The sequence below is a fragment of the Flavobacterium gyeonganense genome, assembly GCF_029625295.1.
Taxonomy (GTDB): Bacteria; Bacteroidota; Bacteroidia; order Flavobacteriales; family Flavobacteriaceae; genus Flavobacterium; species Flavobacterium gyeonganense.
In genome coordinates, this window is sequence record NZ_CP121112.1 from 618050 (window position 1) to 637330 (window position 19281).

13 protein-coding genes are annotated in these 19281 nt (G+C 33.2%); all 13 read right to left on the bottom strand.

The genetic code is table 11. The features are described 5' to 3' along the window. Positions 1–743: 743 nt before the first annotated feature. Positions 744–5816 (bottom strand): DUF4132 domain-containing protein, encoded by a 5073-nt coding sequence (locus P5P89_RS02525; RefSeq protein ID WP_278010600.1) that lies wholly within the window; start codon positions 5814–5816, stop codon positions 744–746. Positions 5817–5932: 116 nt separating this feature from the next. After that, positions 5933–6253, bottom strand: coding sequence for a hypothetical protein (locus P5P89_RS02530; RefSeq protein WP_278010601.1), 321 nt, complete (start codon positions 6251–6253; stop codon positions 5933–5935). A 554-nt stretch (positions 6254–6807) separates the two neighbouring features. After that, positions 6808–6957 (bottom strand): hypothetical protein, encoded by a 150-nt coding sequence (locus P5P89_RS02535; RefSeq protein ID WP_278010602.1) that lies wholly within the window; start codon positions 6955–6957, stop codon positions 6808–6810. Positions 6958–7300: 343 nt separating this feature from the next. After that, the gene (locus P5P89_RS02540; protein WP_278010603.1) at positions 7301–7759 is read right to left on the bottom strand and encodes a hypothetical protein; all 459 of its coding nucleotides are present in this window, start codon (positions 7757–7759) and stop codon (positions 7301–7303) included. A gap of 353 nt (positions 7760–8112) precedes the next feature. Beyond that, complete coding sequence (locus P5P89_RS02545) at positions 8113–8487, bottom strand: hypothetical protein (protein WP_278010604.1); 375 nt, start codon at positions 8485–8487, stop codon at positions 8113–8115. Further along, entirely contained in the window at positions 8474–10069 is a 1596-nt protein-coding gene (locus tag P5P89_RS02550; protein WP_278010605.1) for an AAA family ATPase, read from the bottom strand. Before P5P89_RS02550 ends, P5P89_RS02545 begins: the two co-directional genes overlap by 14 nt. 143 nt (positions 10070–10212) lie before the next feature. Beyond that, positions 10213–10620, bottom strand: coding sequence for a hypothetical protein (locus tag P5P89_RS02555; RefSeq protein ID WP_278010606.1), 408 nt, complete (start codon positions 10618–10620; stop codon positions 10213–10215). Between the two features lie 247 nt (positions 10621–10867). Beyond that, positions 10868–11668, bottom strand: coding sequence for a TatD family hydrolase (locus P5P89_RS02560; protein WP_278010607.1), 801 nt, complete (start codon positions 11666–11668; stop codon positions 10868–10870). A gap of 414 nt (positions 11669–12082) precedes the next feature. After that, positions 12083–12982, bottom strand: a complete 900-nt coding sequence (locus P5P89_RS02565; RefSeq protein WP_278010608.1) for a phosphatase domain-containing protein — start codon at positions 12980–12982, stop codon at positions 12083–12085. Positions 12983–12995: 13 nt separating this feature from the next. After that, the gene (locus P5P89_RS02570) at positions 12996–14180 is read right to left on the bottom strand and encodes a DNA ligase-like domain-containing protein (RefSeq protein WP_278010609.1); all 1185 of its coding nucleotides are present in this window, start codon (positions 14178–14180) and stop codon (positions 12996–12998) included. 4 nt (positions 14181–14184) lie between these two features. Next, positions 14185–15462, bottom strand: a complete 1278-nt coding sequence (locus P5P89_RS02575; protein WP_278010610.1) for a class I SAM-dependent methyltransferase — start codon at positions 15460–15462, stop codon at positions 14185–14187. 70 nt (positions 15463–15532) lie between these two features. Then, the gene (locus P5P89_RS02580; protein WP_278010611.1) at positions 15533–16549 is read right to left on the bottom strand and encodes an RNA ligase; all 1017 of its coding nucleotides are present in this window, start codon (positions 16547–16549) and stop codon (positions 15533–15535) included. Between the two features lie 307 nt (positions 16550–16856). Continuing rightward, on the bottom strand, positions 16857–19097 hold the full coding sequence (locus tag P5P89_RS02585; RefSeq protein ID WP_278010612.1) for a hypothetical protein: 2241 nt from the start codon (positions 19095–19097) through the stop codon (positions 16857–16859). Positions 19098–19281: the final 184 nt, after the last annotated feature.

The window sequence follows — 19281 nt, forward strand, 5'->3', positions numbered from 1 at the left end:
TCATGCACCTGTGCTGTAAAACATCCAAGATCCATTCCCGGGTTTGCCAGTTGTTTGTTATATATGTTATGTTCTAAATTCATTTTATATGTTGTATTATTTAAAATCATTTTTAAAGTCAGCAATTTTTATTGCGATTTTTCTTCGGCAAAGATAAAGTCGAAAAAATCAATTATCCAAATCTTTTTTTTAAATTATTCTACTGACTACCAATTAGTTAACTAAAATTTTAAAACATAGAAATTCCTGTCCGCTTTCTTTGGCAGATTCTGTTTTGTATCAAATGACTGTCTCTCATCAGATTACTTTTCAAAATTATATTTCAATATTTAGGTTATGCATTAAACATTTCGTCTTTTATTTTTTAGTTTATTTTTAGTTAAGCGTTTATTTTTAATCCTTTTTGTGTCATACTAAGTGAAATCTAAGTACTTTTTGATTCTATTTGTCGAAATCTAAATACCGTAAAACAAAAAAAAGCGTCCATTTCGAGGACGCTTTTTTGTATTTATGCTGAGTTAAACTATAATTTACACTTCAATTCCATAAAAAATACTATCACGTCCAAAGTCTTAGCAGGAAGAAATCCTTCTAAATGATCGTAGTTTGGTTGAATTGACATGATACTATGTTTGATTAATTGTTATATTTCGAGTACAAATGTAGTCTTTTGCATCTTAATTTAACAATTCTTTGTGAAATTTTAAAAATCCTACATCTGAAACGTTTTTTGGTCCCTGAATTTAAGCATACGTTTTATCAATTTGCGTCAAAATTGTCGGATCCTGTATTTCATTATCTTTCGCCAGGAGCAAAACTTTAGACATTACCTCAGCAGATTTCGGATCTTCGTCGGCAAACGGAAGAAACAAACGTCCTCTGTGCTGTGATTGAACCGGAAGAATCGATAAGTATTTCCCGGGTATTTGATGTACAACGGCACTTCCTAAATGAACACTATAGCTGGCCAGTTCTCCTTTTATCAGCGCATGCTTTTCTTTGATTTCCACATTCTTAATTTTAAACAAACGTAAAGTCTCTCTAAGCAGCACCGCTCTCATTTCTATTGACGAATGACTTGCTTCAGGATCAACGCCTCCAACATGGGCAACACTTACCACCAAATCAATATCGCGCATCACCTCTGAGAAAATCCTCGGATTAATATCTTCAAAAGCAATATTTTTATAATCTTTTAAAGAATGGAATTCGATAGTTTCTAAAGTCGGACTTTCTACATCTGCTGGCGAAAACCAATCTGCCATTGCATATATTTTTACCTGATAGCCTTCTTTATGAAAAACTTTCTGCAATCCTTCTTCATAATCTACTTTCCAGCCTCTGTTTTTCAGTAAAGCCAACGTTTGTTTCGGATGTACCTGATGTCCGGCATAACGTCTTGAGATGGCTTTTTCACTTAGTTCATCTGCAGTCGGAATGTATAATTCCCTAAAGACTTGTTTAAAAGGCTGCTGCAGTTTATTATCAAAACAATACGACTGAAAATCTACCCAAACATTATTTTTATGCAAATCAAAACAATGTGCAATCCTGAAAGTCTGTTTTTCATTTAAATGCAAAACTTCACCCAAAGCCGAAATCAGGTTGCCATCAACATAAAAACCGATTTGATTATCGTTCGAAATAAAAACTAACTTCTCCAGATGTTTCGAAATAATCGGATGTTCAAAAAGGTTCTGCATTTCTGCGAATAAAAATTCGTCTCCACGAATCATACTTTCTTCCAAACCTTTTCGTGATCTTGTCCATTGTTCCCGCATTGTTTTTCTATAGTCTAATAATTCAAGAATAGCTTTTTCTTTTTTGATTTTCGCCGGAATTGCTTTTACTTCTTTATCCGTTTTTAAATTCAAAACCGATAAATCTGCTTTTCCTTCTCTTGAAATTACCAGACTTACTCTTGTATCGTCTATCGTAACCTGCGTTTCTTTTGATAAAATATTCTGAACCTGTTTGGTTTCCATTGCCCAGGTCAAACGCACCGGATCCGGATAACCGGCATTTCTTGCCAGATTTTCCAGTGCCACCCGTATTGCAAGTGCTTCGCTAGTTTGTTTCATCGAGCCAAACTCCCTGCTTTCTTTTTTAAACTGCTGCAAATATTCGTAGCGCGATAATATGTCTTTTTCAGGACTTGTTTTACTCAACGGTACCAATCCGTAAACCCTTAGGTAATCCTGATCTCTTTTGTCTTTTACTTTTGCGGTAACTTCCCTGATTTTCAAATCCCCGGTAATTGTACTTGCGTACAATCTTGCCCTGCGGTGTCCGTTACCGTCAGTTACATATTTTGCGGCTTCATAAAGCATTTCCCATTTTGCTTTTCCTAATTTTTTGTAAGCCGATGTAAACCAGTCTTTATCTACCGCACCGTCTTTAAAATCCTGAAGATCAATTGCTGAAAATCTCGCCACTTCACTTTCTAATTCTGCATTTACATCGCCATAAGCAGCGGTCTTAGTATGCGCGTGCAGCCACCAGATTCCTTCGTCAAGTCCGTTCCAGTCCAGATAATTGCTGATAAATTTCTGCCATTGCGGAGCATAAATGGCAGCCTGAATAAGTCTTTCTTCTGAGATTTTGGCTTTTTTGATTGATTCATTAAAAAGTTCCTGCGTATCTGATTCCAGCGGGAAACATCTTTTTAATAAATAACTAAATAGCTTTTGTTTGGTCAAATCGGTGTAACTCCACGAATAAATATATCCTTTGTATAAACTTGCTTTGCCAAGTGCGATCAACATTTCGACCAGGCGATTGATGCCGTAAATCTTTTGGAAACTCTGCACCAAATGCGTAACCGAAGTATTCGAATCGCCTCTTTTAACCTCAACATCCAAAAATGTTTCGCGGATTTTATCAATCATCGGAATCAAAAACGGAAACTTCATCAATAATTCTTCACTTCTAATATGCCTGTAATGCTTTTTGTTTTCACTGGTTAATGTAGAAATCCTGTCACTTTCCAGAATTCCTTCATAAAGTTCTCCTTCAGTAATTGCATTTTGCTCAAAAGCAGCGCAGTACAAATACATTGGAGGTTTGTTGTACGGAATATTACGTTCCAGTCCGTTTAATTGTCTCCATCGGTACAGGTTCCAGACTTTTATGTTTTGTTCTTTGGTTAAGTTTTCGACATTTATTTTATTCAGATAAATATCAAAAAAAATCTGATTCTGCCAGCCGTTTCCGTTATCATTATTATAATAATACTCGTCTTTTCCGGGTTTGTATTCAAATTCCAGAATCGATTTTGGCAAATCGGCATACAAAGTACTGCAGGCATCGATTAAGAAATCGGTCTCTTCTTTAAACGAATATTTAAGCTGTAGGGCATTCAGAATCTGCAGAATTGCATTGTCCCAATCGTACCCTCTTTTATTTTGGTGCGGCAGTAATTCTTTATAATAAAAAACATGTTTCTCCAGAAAATCACGAAAAATCTTTCTGTCACAATTGCTGATAAGCGTCATTAAAAACAAATCTCTTTCTGCCAATCCTGAATTTTCAAACCATCCCGACCAGACTTCGTACAACGGATAATTGGTCGCTGCAATTTCCGGATTTTTTTCATCCTTAAGGTATCTGAGCCTGTTAAAAGCATTTCCAAGTAAAACCGTAGATTTACTATTATCGTAATTTTCGATTTCGTATTCGTAATTTCGGTTTTCTTCGTACAGCTTGTAAAGCTTTACAATTTCCTTTTTAATATGCTCCATCGGTTTTGAGAAACCATATTGTTCTGCTTTTACTGCTTTTACATATAAAGAATCAGCTTCCGGTTTTGGCAGTGCATAAGGCGAAATTTCATTTGGCGTATAAAATCCGTATCCGTTTTCTGCGCTTAAAATATCTTTCTTTTTCTCCGGTTCTAACTGCTCTAAGAATTTGGTTTCTTTCTCTGTAATTTTCGGTCGCGCCGAATACTCTTTTACCCAATGATTTACTTTATCGGTCAGTTTATTGCTTTTTTGTAACTGCAGCATCAAATCCAAAACCGACATACGTTGTTCCAGATCACCTTTTTCTAAAGTCTGGTTTATGAAAGTTTCGATTGCAGCATCTTCCTGTTTTAAAATAATAGCAATTAAGTTTTTCTTTAAAGTCGAGTTTTTACGCTTAAACAGTTCCTGAAAAATCTCTAATTCTGTTTCTGAAATGGCTACCCTGTTCAACACATTAATGGCCGAAGCTACCAAAGATTCTCCCCTGTCTTTTAAGATGCGAAGTGCAAAATCTCTTTGAAAATCAGTTGGAACTTTATCTTTTCCGTTATCGTTTTTCAAAGCGTAATAGGAATAGCTATAGAAATTGCCTAAAATTTCACGTGTCAGATGCTCTCTTAAATTCAGTGACAAACTTTCAAACTTATTTAATACAAGTTCCAGTCGGTCATTGTTGTCGCCTATTAAATAAATCGCCGCAGCGTAAAGCGAATCTTTTTCAAACTTCACTGTAAGCCATGAAAATACTTTGCTTTCAAAAACTTTTTCTTTTTCTGTTATCGCTTCCGCTAAAGTATAGGCTTTCTCAAAAAATTGCGGATAATCTGTATTTGCTACATAATATTTAGATTTCGAATTGGCGTTTAACAAAGCATTCATTCGGGGCAATGCAAAAGCCAGAACCTGAAGATTATCATGGTCTAAAGCTTTAAAATACATCGGCATTTCGATATACGGATCTGCCGTTTCTCCGGCAAATTTGAGGGCGAGACATTTTTTCTCCACCGAACCGTTTTCTAATAATTCATGCAGAAACGGAACCGTTTTCTCAACATCAAAAACACCCTGAGCCCAAAGTGCCATATACACTTCATTGTTGTTTTTGCTCTGAATGCCTTTTGCAATCGACTCCGGATTAGCAAAATATCCGGCTGCGAGCTGCAGGATATTTCGAACCGTAGTTTCTTTTTCAGATTCCCAGCCCAAACCGGTCCAGGTATCAATGGCACGCACGACTGATGAAAAACGCGTTAGTTTGTTTTCTAAAATCACGTTGATCATATATTGCAATGCGCCAATACTGGTTTCGTCAAGCGCTTCGAGAACTGTCTGGCGCAGACCTTCCTGTCTTTGTGCTGCCAACAGTAATTTTTCGACCAGTTCCCAGCATACTTTTTTCTCTGTATTTAAAAGTGCTTTGATGATATTTCGTGATACTTTTCCCCTTGGGTCTTTGTTGAAAATGATATCCTCAAACAGCTGAAAAAGCCCTTCTTTACCCTGCTCCAATGCCGAAGACCAAAGCATAAACTGATTCACCGGATTATGCAATTCAGTATCGTACCGGATCTGGTCTTCGATACTTAAATCATAATAACTGCTGTTTTGGTAATTGTAAATACTAGGCCCGCCAAGCAGCGAACGCAAAAAGTTAACCTGATTCACCAATAAAAATAAGTTATTGTTGGGCGCTCTGAAAGAACGTCTGGCATACCCGTCCTGATACATTTTCTGCGGAAGCCTGTTCCATGCTTCTTTTACATAAACCGCACTTTCTTCTCCGAAAAAATAAACCAGCAAATCGTAGTAATTTTTGTCTTCCCACATGTCTGCTTTTACGTATTTTTCAAACTCCGTACAATGCTTAGAACCCAATGCAATATAAACTCCGGTATAGCTGTCGTTAAGTTTCAGTAAAAGAAGGCCAAATTCGGCAACCTCTTTTTTCAGTTTGCTTTTAGACAGCAGCTGCGAAATAAAACCTGTATTCGTAATTTCTTCTAATTCTTTTTTGAACCTCTTAAGCGGGTTTTCTATTTTTTTACTTTTTAAAAGATCTTCTATTGTCATGTTTTGATATTTTAAATTTTAGATTTTTTTTTTGAGAAAATAGAATAAAGAAAATAGATTTTATACGTGACGCTTATTACAGATTATTATCTATATTCTATTCTCTATATTCCTTCCTACCAATAACTCCCTGCCAAAAACGTAAGCCTGATAAATGTAATCGCTTTATTTTCTTCGAGGTTGATTTCCTGATGTAAGGTTTCCAGCTGATCATCGCCGTAAAAGATGGCGTACATTCCGTCTTCAAAAGCCTGAAGGGCATTTTCCTGCGCTTTGACAAGATTTACTTTGTTGTGGTTGTAAATTGCGCCAAAACCAACTTTTCCAGTATCGGTTAAGATGGGAAGGTAATTTTCTTTTGGAAGATGGATTTTGTCTTCGTCTTCAAACTCAAATGAAGATGAATGGAATAATTGTACCTGATGATCTACAATCAATTCTATGAGCTTTTGCGTGGTAATTACAGGATTTTCTATCGCCAGCGCTATACTTTTTCCTGCAGGAGCGGATGTTTTTTTCCTAATTGTTTAACTGAGATGCTTATATTCATTAATACCGGCTTTTATTTTGAAATGGTAAAGTAAGAATTTTAGAGTAATTTTTCCTTAAAATAATGTCTTTTTAATGTTAAAAAAATATTAGAAGTAAACTCTTCTGCATAATTATTTTCAACACATAGAACATAGTCTTTCCTTACGTTTAAAGGCGTTTCACTATTTTAAATTCACATAGTTTAGCTATTTTCAAAGTTTGTTTTCATAGAGTTTGTCATTTCGACGTAAGGAGAAATCTTCGCAAGTAGCTCTACAAAGATTGGCAATATGCGCTGCGGAGTTACTCGCGAAGATTTCTCGTTCCTCGAAATGACAAGATTCTGTAGAATATGTTTATATTATGTACAGAAATTTATTTCTTATAAAATTAAAAACCTATTTCAAAAAAATACCCCGCCAATTGTTATTTGCGGGGTTTGGGTTTTTATTGGGATGATTTAGATTCTTTTCTTCTTTACTTTAGAAGTACTATTTTCACTAAGCCATTTTGCTTGTGCTCTTGCTTGCTCTAAAGTAACTCCTTTCTGTTTGGCTAGTATTTTCATACCTATCTCGGCTCTTTCTTTAAAAGTTAATTTGCAGTTCATATTTTGTGAAATTTATAATGAAAATATCAAAGATTTAATTTATTACTTCTGCCAAATGGTTTATTACCCTCAAATGACTTCGAAAAGCATTATTTTTAGATTTTAGAAAAAAACAAAAAATCACGACTATCGACTCTACATTTTTGATTTTGTTTTCATGCACTATCCATGCTTTATCCATGCTTTATGACCCGTCCAAAAAATGGACAATGCCAATACATAATTGGGGATTAATACTCAATCAGTTCTTAACTATATTTGAAAAAAGGGTTCAACTTTAATTAAAAAGTCAAACCCCATTATTTTTAAACTTACACACTTTTTAGGACAGTGTCCTTTTTTATTATATTATTCCTAATTGCTTCGCAATGTCTTTTTTATATTTTTCAAAAGGCTCATTTGTATTTTCTTTTTCAAAAATTACAGAACCGAAAATTTGCTTTTTGAATGTCTCTTTATCAATTAATATTTTATTATCCCAAAAAATTTTTTCAATTTCATCTATTTGAGAATCAGAATACATCTTACGATTTTCAATCAAATCTAGCGAAATATATTTATGATATTCGTATCGTGATTCTATTCTGAAAATTTTGATAAATTCATCTACTCCCAATAAAGACTTACTATTCTTTATTTTCACTTCTACATCACTAATCTGCTTAATACTTTTTATCTTATTCTCAAAATCAGGATCATTAATATCGAAGTTCATTTTAAACTTAAATAGTTCATCTAATTCAAACTCATTAGAAGTTGGACAAATTTTTGTCAAGCCATCATCAACAGTAAATTCCTTCATATGCTTAAACTTAGAATTACAAGAAGAGCAAGAAGGAACCAAGTTATATATACTTAATGAAAAAAAGAAAACTTATTTTTTGGCAAAACATGATCTAATGTAAAATGATTTTTCTTTATAACAACATCATTCAAATCAACTTTAGCACAGCCTTTTATTGACTTACTATTTACATAATTAAATATTTGCGTGTAAATTCTTTTACTAACTATATCTGTTAGGCTAACAGCCTTATTTAAAATTCTTTTATTTATAATATCTTTTGCTGTTGAAGACGAAATATTACCATACTTAGTTAATATTTCCTCAGGAGCTTCTAAAATAAAATGATCAATTGAATTAAACTTGTAGTGTTATTCAAATGTATTTACAAAATCAATATTGCAATAATGACAAGATTTTAAGTTCATCTCCTCCATAACAAAATTAGAAATGTGAGGTTGAAGATCATCATAAAGATATTTTAATTTTAGTAAATTTTTCTTAACAAAGAAATTTTCAATTTTCGCTTTATATTTTGATTTTTCTATACTCTCATTAATTCTAATTAGCTTTGTAAAATCACTTGTTAACAAAACTTGAATATTATAATTGCTGTCAACTCTTTTAAGTAAGTAGTTTAGTTTTTTTATATCAATATCAAGTTTGTCCTTAATTAAATTATAATACTTTTTATCGAACACTTTCTTCTCTAGTACATTATTATACGGGTATTTAATTTTCCTCATCTTTAGTTTTTTTCGCAATTAATTTTTCAACTTCTTCTAACTGTTTTTTCAATTCACTTTGCTTAACTTCTAAATATTGAGGATTAAATTTTTTATCTAATTCATCTAGTTGACTTTTTAATATTCGTTTAATATATTCTTCTCCAATCAATTCAATTATTTTTTTTGAATATTCTCTTTTCCAAATATTAAAAAAAGCTTCAACTCGAATATATTCTTTTTCATTTTGATCTTTATCTAAGTTAATTGACTTTTTATAAAAATCTAAAAACTCATTAATCTTTGATATTGCGAATTGTCCTTTAGTACTATTTAAAAAGAAACCATTTGTAAGCATTTCATGGATATTAGCTGCAAAAGTATTATTCTCTTGATATGTCATTGGCAATGACATTTTATCTTTATTAACTTCAAGAAATAATACATTTTGTTTAGGAATATCTGAAAGAATAAAAGGTGAATGCGTTACAAAAAGAATATTGATTCCTTTAATGCATTCTAAATCTGCATTTTTAATACTCTCAATAATATAATTAACAAATTTTCTTTGAAATTCAGGGTGAAAATAGAGTTCTATTTCATCTAAAATTAAATTAACAAAATCATATTTAATTATTTTTTCATTCTTTTTTACTGAATTAATATTGTGTAAATGATATATTATTGAACTTACTGAATGAATTAATTGTTGCTCTCCAGAACTTAAATTATCCAATTCTATTAACTTAGCATCTATCTGATTACTTAACAATATTTTTGTATTAAAAATTGGTGGTGGCAATAATTCAATTAAATCTATTTTTTCACTTATAGAAACTTGATTAATTTTATCTGCTATTTCATTTAATGGTATTTGTTGTCCAAAATCCAATTTTGACCATATTTTATCATAAAATTTGAGATAATTTACCGTTTGTTGGAGTTTATACGAAATATGGCTAGGATTCTTAATAATATCCGTTAGAAATTCTTTAATATTTATAGAATATAAAATATATTCTCCCTTCATTCCTTTTTTATTATCCAAAGGAATAGTATCTTCTACAATAATATATTTATTGTAAATTATGTATTTTTCACACATACTTATTACCTTATAAATTAAGTATGAATCAAATTTATATTGATTTCGAACATTTAAATCCCTAATTCCAAATCTGTGCTTAATTTCACTTAAGATTTCTCTAAAATTCACATACATACCGAAAGGAATGTTAGAGTTAGAATCATTATTATCAAATGAAATACTAAATTTAGTATTATTGATTGTTGTACTAAAAAACTCTATTTTATCGGCTTCTTTTTCTACTTTTGTACCTAATAAATCTTCATTATTTGAATAAAAGAAAAAATCTCTAGATTCTCTTTCTGAAATGTTTATTTTATCAGCTATTAAATTATCTCCTATTTTTCTAAAGTCATTATTTTTAATTACAGGTCTTAAAATAATAGACAAAAGTCTTTGTTGCAATAGATATTTCTCATTGTTAATATCTATTATTCCTGCATAACCACTATTTTTATTTTCTCTTTTAGGATTAATAACTAAGGGGATTTGATATGAATCGTTTTTATGGAACAAACTATCTATCCAATCACCGATCTCCCAAGAATTATATGCATATATTGAATAATTAATTACCTCCGTATAAAAAAAATCATCAAGATCTAAGTTGTTATTTGATATACTTATTTCATTAAATAAAACATTTTCATTGTTTATAATTAATTTAAAAAATGTATTATCAATTTCATAAAATATTTCACATTCAATTTTTTTTCCTCTTTGCTTTGAACCACATTTTTAAGATATGCGGTAGTCTCAATCTTATCTTCATTTTTAAGTTTTAATGAAAATTGATTAATTGAAGCGATAAATAATTCAATTAGAGCGCTTTTCCCACTCCCATTTTTCCCAACAATTGCAGAAATATTAATTTTTTTATCAAAAAAATCTTTTGGAACAGTTTGATCCAACTTTTCAATCGAAGTAACGTTTTTATTTTCATCATCAGATTCAAAGTGAAATTTGTATTCATTATAGAATTGATAGACTTGATTTGGTTTTAAATTCTTCAAAAAATTTTCATTACAATTAATTAGAGGCCTAATTGCTAACAGCTTAAAATACATATATCTTTTTTTAATTCCTTTTATAAAAACTAAACCTAACTTTTTCCCGCATCTTAAATTACTGCTATTGCTAATTATAAAGTTTACGATAAAAATCAGTCATCAAAAATGCATAAAACTTCACAAAATATTTTACGGTTTCCCATAATATCAATAGATTTTGCTTTCAAATATATACAAACAAAAAGCTCTCAAACCAAGTACAAACACCTGATTTAAAAGCCAACAAATAATCTTTAATTAAGATTTAAATCCCAAAAAATCTTTTAGAATTCCTCGTCGTTTCCTCCGCCTCTTTATCCAAAGGAATTCCTTTAAATTGTGCCACTGTTCCGGCAACATACGGCAGAAAAGCAGGTTCGCAACGGCGTTCGTGGTATTTCTTCAAGAGGCTGTTCGGGACATTTTTAGGAAGCATAAACGGTGCATCGGTTTCAATCATCATTCGGTCGAGCGGTACGTACTGAATGACTTCTTTTAAATGGCTGAAACGCTTTGCATCTGAAATCGCTCCTGTAAAACCCAGATAAAATCCGTTGTCGAGATAGGTTTTGGCTTCTTGCAGACTTCCTGTAAAACAATGCACAACACCTTTTGGCAGTTTCGGCAAATAGTCTTTTGTGATGTCCATAAATCTTGTAAAAGCAGCTCTTTCGTGCAAAAACAACGGTTTCTGAACTTCAATCGCTAATTCTAGCTGGGCTTTGTAACATTCTTCCTGTTTGTTTCGGGGCGAAAAATCCCGATCAAAATCGAGTCCGCATTCGCCTACTGAAACTACGTGTTTCTGCTGTAATACATTCTTTAGTTTCGAAATGCTCTGCGTATCAAAACTTTTCGCATCATGCGGGTGAATTCCAGCAGTCGCATACAACACGCCCGGATACTGCCTGGCAATCTTTGCGGATTCTTCACTATTTCGTACGCTTGTGCCCGTGAGTATCATTTGCGATACGTCGGCATCGACTGCGTCTTGTACGACATCGTCTATGTCGTTTTGGAATTGTTTGTTGGTTAGGTTGATCCCTATGTCTATGTATGTTTTCATTTTTTTTAAAAGTTGCTAAGGTTCTGAGAGAATAAGATGCTAAGTTTTTTTCCTCTCTTTGCCTTAAATTATTTTTTGTTTTTTGCCATTAAAGCGCTGATTTTTAGTTTCACGCAGATTTAAAAAAGATTTAAGCAGATGCTCGCAGATTATTTTTAAAAATCATTTTAAATCTGCTGGAATCTGCAAAATCTGCGTGAAATATTTTATGCCTTTGTGGTAAAAAAATCTCGCAAATTCGCGGAGTCGCAAAGTTTTTTTTTCGTAACGTTTGTCATTTCGACAGAGGAGAAATCTCCGTAAGATGCTCGACAAAGCTTGAACTTTCGTTGCGGAGTTACTTGCGAAGATTTCTCGTTCCTCGAAATGACAAAAATGAGGGTAATCTTTGCGGTAAGACCTCAACCCAAAACCCTAAAAATCTCCGTAATACACCTGAAAACACGGCAATTTCAAATCATTTCGCCAAGTATCTACTACCTGGTTTCTATCGTCTAAAACAAATTCTACGAAGTATTTATCTTTTATAAATTCGTTATAGATTTCGGTTTTGATGATCGAATCTTTTCGGCTGTCTTTGGTTTTACGCATGATTAGTTCAGCGTATTCGATTTCGTGTTTTTGAAGAAATCGCAACGTTGGTTCTTTGTATCGGTCTTCTCTTCCGGAAACCAACAATATTTCGTATCCCAGTTTCTTGTAGTTTCTCAACACATTGGCCACCGGATTATTGATTTCATCTTCGTCGCATTTACTGGCGTCAAACGGGTTTCTTCCGTTCATTAATGCCAGCGTTCCGTCAAGATCGCAAATAATTGCTTTTGGCAGTTCCGGATTCTGCTCACAGTATTCCAGATTTTTATCAACTTTTTTGATTGGTTTGAAATCGAACTTTTCTTTGGTTTTCTTCAGTTCGTAATACATTTTTTCGATTACCTTTTTCGGAACTTTTCGGTCTCTTTTGTTGTTTCGGTCCAAAAGTTCTTCAAACGGTAAATCAAAGACTTTGAATTCGATATTTGCCATTTCTGAGAATTCGGTTACCGGTTGTTTCAGGTATTCGGCTTTAACGTTGCAAGTATCCAAAATTACATTCCATCCGCTTGAAAGCAGGGTTTTAATCTGAACATTGATGATTTTGGAAATCATACTTTCTGCAGCTGGTTCCATTACTTCCTGAAACTGCGAAAACCTGATTTCGTCACGACTAATTCGCATGGTTTTGGCTTCGGTTCTCACTTTCCATTCGGCAAACGTACTTTTTCCTGATGCCGGGCAGCCGACTAATATCGTTAATGTTGGTATCTTTTTCATTTCTATAATCGTATTATAATCTTGGATCTAATGTTTTTTCAATTTCTTCATTATTGATTCTTTTCAAAAGCAATAAACGCATCAAATAGTTTTCTTCTTCTAAATCTTTGTACGGAATCTGAAGCATTTTTTGATTGATTTCCCAACCGTTTATAGACTGCTCCAACTTCTTTTTTATATTTCTCTTGTCTAAATAATGGTCAAAATCCTGATGAAAATTAACACCGTAAATCATCGTCAAATAATTATTGTTTCTAACTTTAAAACAAGGCGGCAGGTTTTTAATGTAATTCTCAACTGGTTTAATCATAATGCCTTCTTCGTTGGCTTCTGTCAGCTTTTCGAAAAAAGAATAAATTTCTTTTAGCTTTTCTTCTTTATTAGAATCCGTAATTTCTAAATGCAGAAATGCATCATAATTTACCAGTTCATACGTTAAATTACTGTTAGGCAATACTTCTTCACCTGAAATTTTGACTTCTTTTAAAATTGTGAAAGGCTTAAAATGTATTTCGCCTTCAGTTCCAAATGTATCAATCTGATTTTTGAATACAGTTAAAGATTCCTGCTGTTTCTCTAAATCCGGGATTTTTACCGCATCCAAAGCTTCATACTGTCGAACAATATGAGACTTATATTTACTTCCAAATTCTTTTCTGGTCAATTGCTTTTTATCCGAAACATAAGCTGTAAACGATTCCTCTTTTTTTACCGCAACCAGTTTTTCAAGCAATCCCGAAGTTTTCAAATACAAATTATGCGTTTGTAGAGCATCATAATAACCTGTGAATTCTTTTTCAATTAATCCTGCTCCCAAAACTTTCCACGGTAACAATTCTGAAGCAATCAAAAGCGTTTCAAAATCAGGAAAAACAATCAGCATTTTGGCATGTAACTCTTTCAGACTGTTTATGGCCTGCTCAACATTGATGTGATCTAATTTGAAACCATTTCTGGAAACAAAATATGTTTCATCGAGATTTCTCTTTAGATAAATCGTGCAGTAGGAACCCATATATTTTTTCTGAACCACGAAATCAGTCACACCATTTTTCAAATAATAATTGACCGCTTCTTCGATGCTTTCGATTTCGTTTTTGTCTTTGCTTTTTGGAGCCGGAGAAATGGTTGGCGAAAAATCATTGATCTTATTTGTGCAGAACCACTCTATCCTATTTCTTACTTTAAAATCTAACATCTCTTTACTTTTTTTGAATGATTACCGCACTTGTCGGGTAAATTCCTTTTACACAATCTCCTACTCCATAAAATGTTTTAGGATTTGGAAAAATCTCCTCAATTAACTTTACAAATTCTTCATTCGATAATTCGAAATCATGATCATCGTGTCTGAACTCTTCTGTCAATTCATAATTTACGTTGAAATCTTTATCCGGTGTTGTTACAAATAATCGCGTAAAATTGGTATTATCCCGAATCCAGATCAACAATGATTTTGCTTCTTCTAACGAATTGTGCTCAATCACTTCGCTTAAAATAATCTGGCCTTCAAAATCTTTAAGCTCATCTAATTTTTCAATCCAAACCAAATGATCTGCTCTTTCAATAGCCTGAATTTTATCTGCGACATGTTTAAAATCGACCTCATCGTAAGCGTAATATTCCTGCGTAAATCCTCTTTTATTTAATAATTTGAAATATTGCAATTCGCCACAGCCGAAATCCATAACAGCTTCATCAAAATCAATTTTACTGCAAATGAATTCTTTTCTCGATTGATGTGTATCTGTAAAAACAAACTGCACTTCATTATCAAAATATGCTTCTAACTGCGGTTTAAATTTCTCAAACTGCACCGGAGAACGCATGATTCTTTTTATAAAAAGATAAAATACGAAATACGGAATTCCGGTAAGATTGGTAAACATCGTAATATGCTTCTGAATGAAAAAATCATCAATAAAGGTGTACACTGCATACCTGTTGGTGAAATGTGTAAATAAAGCTACCAGTGAAAATTTCTGAACAGCTTCCCTTATCGTTGCTCCTTCAATCGTTAATTCATAATTATTGCCAATCTTATGTTTGATCGTAATGCCTTCAATATATTTGGACAAAAGATATTTTTCGTTTTTATACCAGCCGGAATCTATAAAGAATGTCGGAACTTCGATTGTACATTTTCCGGTATCTACTTCATCGTAATTTTTATCTAACCAGGAAATCATCGTTTCGCTTAAAACTTTGTTTTCTTTGTATAAATGATTAAAAAACTCCGTCATGATGTTTAATGCCAGCAACGGACTGCAGTAACTTTGAAAATCGATTTGATTTCCTTCTTCCGGCAGATAACTGTTTTTGCCGTCTAAAAAGACACAGTGATATTCGTTTTCGGCAATTACATTTCCAATTAAAATCCCGTTTTTCAATTCTTTCAGATAAAGCCCCTGATCGGTGTTCGGGTTCTTGTAAAGAATGTCCAAAAAGTATTTATTTTCCGATTTAAGTTTTATAATCATGACCTTTATTTTTGTTTGACAAATATAGCTTTGTCACTGCGCAATTATTTTGCGCAGTTTTAATTAAATTTTATTCTTCTTTTCTATTAAACGGTTTTTCAAATTTTGGCCGAATCATTTTCCAGATTGTCTCTGAATACTCTTTTCCGTCCAGCATCCAAAACAAAACACCTGGATATTTACACGTTTGAAAATACAAAGCGGTTTCCTTACGGGATTCTAACACTTTAAAATCTGCTTTACATTGCGCTTCGATTGCTTTATACTCATTTTCCAGATTTGTTTTAGTCAGCTTCACCCAGCTAAAAAATTCATCAGGAACACGCTCTAAAATTTCTTCGAATGACTGATTGGTTTTTAAATATTCCCAGATATTCAGATTAGAAACCTGAGTAACGATTCGGTGTAAACGAAGGTATTCTTCGAATTTAATTTTTACCCGAAAATTATCTGCGTATTTAATGATAAAGCCTTCTTTATTGGAGGTATTCATTTCTTTTAAAGTCAGAATATCTTTTATCCCATTGTATTTTTCAACCATTGGAAAACCAATATCTTCCAGCGGAAATTCTGCTCCGGACTGCGTATTGATAACAGCCAGCAAAACCAGTTCTTCTGATGCTCCGTAATCTAAAACAATACGGTTTTCAGGATAGATAATTTCAAACAAATACGTTTTGGTTTTATCCAGTAATGACCATGTAGCTTTATATTTTCCATGAAGCATTTCATTCGCTTTATCCGACTGATCGCTGGCAAAAGAACCCCGGCTCGCTATAAATGGGATGTCATTTATCCAGTACAAAATTCCAAGCGAACCATCCATTTTATCAAACACTTCAAAAGTTGTATTGGGAAGCATTTGATTTTCCATTTCACCCAAATTAAAAAACTTAGGAAAAGGTCTGGCTACAACATTTCCATTTGCATCTAAAATCAAACCCCGGCAGCTTAATGTAATTTCATTCCAGACTCTCTCAAATTGGGCATTTTGAGTGTAATTATAAATATACAAATCATGCTCAGGATGTTTGTTTACCCTGATATAATTTTGCGAAATCATTTCTTTTAAAAGCGTTGTATTCATTAGTTCTAATCTTTGAACAAATATTCAAAATTCAATGCGCAGTTATTTTGCTTAGATAATTTATTTCTCGTAAAGTTTTATAAAGACTGTAAACGTGCTTTTTGTCATTTCGACGTAAGGAGAAATCTCCGTTGCAAAATCGACAAAGTATTGCTTTTGATTGCGGAGCTACTTTCGGAGATTTCTCCTTACGTCGAAATGACATAAAACAAGAAAATGCATTTAATCCTTATAATCTGAAGAAAAACTTTGCGGAGACGCACAGCAGTGCGCCTCTACAAAACCTTTTTCTCTTTGTTACTTTGACTTAATCTATTAACAATTGCGTCACAACCGCCGGATTCATCGCCCATTGAGCTGTGTACACCTCATCAGCGATTTCATTTTCGGTAATCGTTAAGCCTTGTGCTTCCGCTTTAAGCTGTAATAAACTACCAATATTCAATTTGCTGTTTAGTTTTGCCAATAAAGCCTGAACGCCTTTGAAATCCAAACCGCCTACAACCTGACCTCCAAAAGTCATCTCTAACCAAAGGATTTCTCTTTTGGCTACATCCAACACTCCAAAAACCAAACCTTTGGCAACATTCTGCGTTACACGAACCTGATGATCTACACACGACGGATCGTAAGCCACACCAGTTCGTTCCGAAATTTTCATTGGATATTTGCTGTTCATCCAACCTACAACAAGATTTGGTGTAATACTTCCGTTGCTGTAGGCGTTGCAGGTAAAAGTTACAAATTTTGCGTTGGCTTTTGCCAATTGGTCGATATTGATGTTGATATATTCGGCAGTTCCAATTTTATTCGGAATACTTCTGATATCACCACTATGCTGACAACCTGTAGTCGTTAATCGGCTGAAAGAACAAATATCGGCTTTATCTTCATAAGCAATATGACAGCTCAAATCCATATCTAAATGCTGCGCTGGCAAATCTTTCCCCCATTGCATAAACAATCGCACTTCATTTCCTTCGATTGGGAAACGTGTTCCCATTAAAGCAACTGGCAAATCCTGAACGGTATCGCTTCGATCTCCTATAGAAACCGGAATATTAAACAATTGCGGATCGATATAAATTGTTTTATTTGAATTTGAAACCGACGCAAATCGTTTTTTCATCGCCAAAATAGTCAAGTCTTCGATTTGAATTTTCATTGTTTCCAACTGATTATCATCGTACAACTTCAACAACTGATTTGACGCAATTCTTTTGTTTGTTCCGCCCAAAGGTTTCACACTTCTCTGTATGTTTACATCAAAGTAATTCTGCGCATACATGTTTAATGTAAACACCAGTCTTGCCGGAACTTTATCGATGATCTCTTCGAAATGGGCAATAGTTTCCTCTGCTCCAAACCAAAGCATATTCGAAAATAACGAACGTGCAAACAATCCCGGACGTTGTTTTAATAAGGCAAATGTTTTATCTGCATCAAATTTCAATCTTGACGAATCTACTTTGCTTTGCCAAACATCGTACACTTGGTTGTAGAATACATCTATTAAAAAGTTCAATTTCTTAAACCCTTTTCTTTTGCTGTATTCTGCCAAACGCAACGCTCGGATAAAACGAACCCACATTCCTCTTTTTGGATGCATGATTTCGCACATTGCTTCTACATCCAAATTCATATTATTTAACCAATTGGCGACCATCAAACATTCTTTTCGGGAATATTTTAGTTTCAAATCTTTTTTAGAAGCAATTCTTGCCTTAGCGCTTGTATCTAAAACATTATGGAAATGCTGTGCATTTTTTGATGTTCTTTTGATAATCGTTTTTGGCTCGATAATCTGAAGCATTCCTGTGTTTTTATACCACAAGTATCGTAAGATATCGGTTGGTGTTTTTAAAAACTGAGAGGCTTCGTCTTCTTTACCATTTTCGATCAAAAGATCAATCACCAGCATTAAAGTTTCCTTCATTGCCACTTCTGTTTTTGGTAAAGGCAAATATTGCATCGCCATTTTTAAACTATCTACCTGAGTAGCGTCTAAAGCGGTTTTAGATTGCAATAATGAGATATAGAAATCATTTAAATCTCTTTCTGACCACAATTCAAGGACTTTTAATTTGCTTCCTTGTCCGATATTTTCCAGTTTTCCGAATTCAAACGGAGTTCCGCAGAACGGACAACCATTGTATCTTTCTAATGGAAAAGTATTATCAGGGATAATATGTCCGCATTGTAAAGTTGTTCCGTTTTTCACACCTAAAACATTCCAGAAATAAGTTAAAATATGATCCAAAACAGATTCGCCTGTTGGAACATTCCATTCTTTTACCAATGGCGTCCAGTTTTTATCTGTTCCTAAAACTTCTCTCAAAACTTCTAAAACCTCAATTTTATAATTCGGGCTCACATTGTTTAAAGCGTGAAGCAATGACTCAGAAAATGTAAATCCAAGTTTTGAAACATTGGCTAACAAAACTGAAGTTGTTCCTGATAAATTTTTAACGTCATTCGTAATCATTTCTGATGGAATGAAAATAGCATTTTGACGTAAACTGATTTTTAATAATTCTTTTGTTTTCATTTTTTTTTAAATTTTAAAATTTAGATAATGGTGCTTCTGAGTTCTACCTAAAAGAGTGTTTGAAGTAAGAAGCACTTGACCTTAAATTCGAGTGTAATTGATGAACTATTTTATCTGGTGGGTTTCCCCGAGAAGTAAGTTAATCTTGACCCTCGTTTTTTATTAATGATGATTTTAAAACTTT